The sequence below is a fragment of the Streptomyces sp. NPDC004561 genome, assembly GCF_053602155.1.
This window is the reverse complement of record NZ_JBSGDB010000717.1, coordinates 1-3,280: the sequence shown is the minus strand read 5'-3', so window position 1 is coordinate 3,280 and position 3,280 is coordinate 1. Positions and strand designations below refer to the sequence as shown.

Sequence of the window (3,280 nt, the reverse complement as noted above, 5' to 3'; positions counted from 1 at the left end):
ACCTCGACCAACGGGAGTTACCTCGGCTGAAGTCCTGGCGAACCCTGGGCAGTTGACCTCGACGGCTCCAAGATCCCCGACAGAGTCAAGCTTAGCCCAATACACGCCCTAGGCGAGGCGTGGTTGTCCTGCTCCACGTGCTGATGGGGGAGTGAGCGCTGGCTCTGGCCAGACTGCCGGGGTCCGGCCAGAGCCGTGCATGGCGGCGAGTCCGAGGAGCGCGGCCGGCCGGTGCCGGGGTCCGTGCGCCGGGCGGTGCGGTAGCTGGTGAGGGACGGGTGAGCCATCTTCACGGGTTCGTCGATGTCTCCTGGGCGGGCGCGCTTGCGCGCCCGCCTCTGCCCCGTGGGTTCAGCCGGAGTGTGGGGTGTTGTCGCCGAGGGGTTGGCCGAGGCGGTGGACGGTGGTCGTGGCGGCGGTGTTGGTTCGGTCGCCGTTGCTGTCGATGCCGAAGTGTCCGCTGGCTCCGGCTACGGCGTTGTTGCGCAGGGTGTAGAGCTCGTTTCGGACGGCGTAGCGGTTGGGAAGGCCGGCTGCGGTGTCTGTGCCGTTCGCGGCGGCGTTGTGCAGGGCTGTTGCGGCGGTGAGGACGGCGTCGTGGGCGACGAGGGGCCAGTAGCTGTCGGTGAGGCGGCTTGCGGGGAACTGCTGGCCGTGGTGGGGGGAGGTGAAGTCCTTGACGAAGGCGTCGTAGAGGCCGTGGTCGGTGTTGTCGGAGCTGTGGAGTTGCGCGGGGCTGGGGAAGGAGGCGTACAGGACGGTGATGGGTGCGTCGGCTTGGTGCAGGGCCGGTGTCTTGGGGTCGAGGGCTGCCGCGTCGGATCCGGTGATGACGGTGATGTGCTGGGTGTGGCAGGAGCGGTTGGTCAGTGCGTCGAGGAAGTCGGGCAGGTACTTGAGCCGGGCGGCGAAGTAGACGGTGTCGACCGTCTTGCCGGCGTTGCACAGGTTCTGGCTGATGGAGGGCAGGACGGATGCCGGTCCGCCGCGCGGGTCGAAGGAGAAGTCGGCGGCGTCGTCGAGATACCTCCTGAGCCCTGGGATGGTGCGGAAGTCGCGGGTGAGTGATTCGGTGTAGAGGTCCGTGGTGCCGCCGGGAGTCTTGTCACCCCGCCCGGTGGCTGCCGTACGACACCGGTCGGTCCGGCAGCGGGCCGAAGGGGCTGAACCTCAGCTCCTCCTCGCCGCTGCGGTCACCCGGCAGCGTGCGGAAGGTCCTGACCCACTCCGCGTAGAGCGTGTCGTAGATCGGCGTGGCCGAGGTCCCACCGGACCCTTCCTGCCCCGTCCGGGCGGACGGAATGGAGGAGAACGATGACCGGTGGGACGGAGTGTCGTATGCGTGCACGTATGTCCAAACGACCGCGTCTCCAAAGAGATGCGGTTGCGCGGTGTGGCTTTGGGGCGCCGGAGCCGCGACGGTCAGGTGCCCGCGAGCGGCAGCGCCGCCGCGACCAGCTGCCCGTTCGCGGCCGCCTTGTCGAGGGAGTCCCGCAGCAGGTCCTCGCGCGGCTGACGCCCGATCGACCCCACCGGCGCCGCGAACATCAGCACCTGCTGGTGCTTGTTGGCGGCGGCCCGCCAGCTGTCCGTGACCTGCAGCGGCTGGTGCGCCTGCCACCAGGCCACCGGGCGGCCGTTGTTGGGGCCCGGCTGGAGGACCGCGTGCAGCTGGCCCACGGCCAGCAGGACCGACCAGCCGTGCAGCACCGGCGGCACGGAGACCAGCTGGGTCACCGGCATGAAGCCCTGCTCGATCAGCAGCGGCAGGAAGTCGTCGCCCATCCCGATGCTGCCCGGGCGCATGATGGGCGAGGTCGGCTCGATGACGAGCGCGGGGTGCAACTCGCCCTCGACCAGGACGAGTCCGCTGGTCACGCCGAGCACCGCCTGCTCGGGGACGGCCCCGTGCTGCTGGCCGCCGGCCGGGGCGCCGCCGGTGCCGCCGATGGAGCGGACGGCGCCCTGGAGCTGTTCCTCGGTGACCTGGACGACCTGCGAGGGCAGGCAGCTTGCGTGGGCGAAGGCGAGGACGGCGGTCTCCTCGCCGACGAACAGGACGGTGCTGGTGCGCTCCTGCTCGGAGTCGCCCGGGGTGCGACAGGACGTGCAGTCGTAACTGCCCGGGGCGTTCTCTCCGGCGAGCAGCCGGTCGGCTTCTTCGTCGCCGATCTCGGCGCGTACGGCGTCACTGACGTCGAGCATGCGCGGCACGGGTGGCTCCCTCGGGATGCGGTGCTGTCGGCCGGGTGGCTCCCGGCCGCTGAGTCCCGGGGTTCCGGGCTCATGAAGAAGACAACGGACGTCCTGTGGTGGGAGTCACGCCCGAGTGGGTACCGGTTCGAACCATCCACCGCACACGGTCACGTCAGGTGCGGAATCGGACACTCACCGTCAACTCTGTGATGAGTCAAGCAACTTGAATGGGTGAAGTGGGTCACAGATCGCTTCAGTGACTGGTCGAAAAATCGTGAAATCAGCGGATGTAGTGGGTGGCCGAAAATCGACGATACCCCGGGTAACGGCCAACTGGCCTCGAATGACAGTCAGTTGGTTGATACCGACCGCTGGTCCTCCATACATTCCTCCGCCGTGTGCAACTAGCACCGCTCGGGTACGTCCGCCGGCCGGCACCAGGCAAGCACGATCACGGAACCGGTCGTGGCGGACGGGGCGGGCGCGAGGAACCGCGGCCCTACGCGGCGAGACGCGCTCCGCCCGGGGGAGCCCGGGTTCGTGGAGAGGGAATTACATGTCCGAGTGTGCCGATACCACCCGCAGGACCGCCCGTGACGACAGCGCCCGCAAGGGCCGCACGACGGCTGTGCTCGCCGGAGCCGCCCTGCTGGCCCCGCTGGGGCTGCTGGCCGCGACCGGCAACGCCGCCGCGGCGGACAACGGAGTGTGGGACCGCATCGCCCAGTGCGAGAGCGGCGGCAACTGGCACATCAACACCGGCAACGGCTACTACGGCGGGCTCCAGTTCTCCGCCGGTACCTGGCGCGCCTACGGGGGCGGCGCCTACGCCCCGACGGCCGACCAGGCCTCCAGGGGCGCGCAGATAGCCGTCGCCTCCAGGGTCCAGCAGTCCCAGGGCTGGGGCGCCTGGCCGGTCTGCTCGGGCCGGGCCGGCGCCTTCGGGGCGGCCCCGTCGGCCGCGTCCAGCGGTACGAGCGCGGACAAGGGCAGCGTGACGACGAAGTCCGCCCCGGCGAAGGCCCCGGAACGCACGAGCGGCCACACCAACCGCAGCGCCACCCGCACCGGCGGTGACTACACC

Annotated in this window: 3 protein-coding genes and 1 pseudogene; 2 read left to right on the top strand and 2 right to left on the bottom strand. The window is 70.1% G+C overall.

Translation table 11 applies throughout. The features are described 5' to 3' along the window. Window positions 1-360 precede the first annotated feature (360 nt). Window positions 361-1,068: a hypothetical protein gene (locus ACWEN3_RS44170; protein WP_452983705.1), complete on the top strand. Its 708-nt coding sequence runs from the start codon at window positions 361-363 to the stop codon at window positions 1,066-1,068. Between the two features lie 40 nt (window positions 1,069-1,108). Here the strand turns inward: ACWEN3_RS44170 and ACWEN3_RS44165 are convergent. Beyond that, window positions 1,109-1,348: pseudogene (locus ACWEN3_RS44165) on the bottom strand (hypothetical protein); the annotation flags it as partial. 74 nt (window positions 1,349-1,422) lie between these two features. After that, a complete protein-coding gene (locus tag ACWEN3_RS44160) occupies window positions 1,423-2,214 on the bottom strand; it encodes a hypothetical protein (protein WP_452983702.1) in 792 nt (263 codons plus the stop codon). Between the two features lie 538 nt (window positions 2,215-2,752). Here ACWEN3_RS44160 and ACWEN3_RS44155 point away from each other — a divergent pair. Further along, on the top strand, window positions 2,753-3,280 hold a 528-nt coding region (locus ACWEN3_RS44155), incomplete at its 3' end, for a transglycosylase family protein (protein ID WP_452983699.1).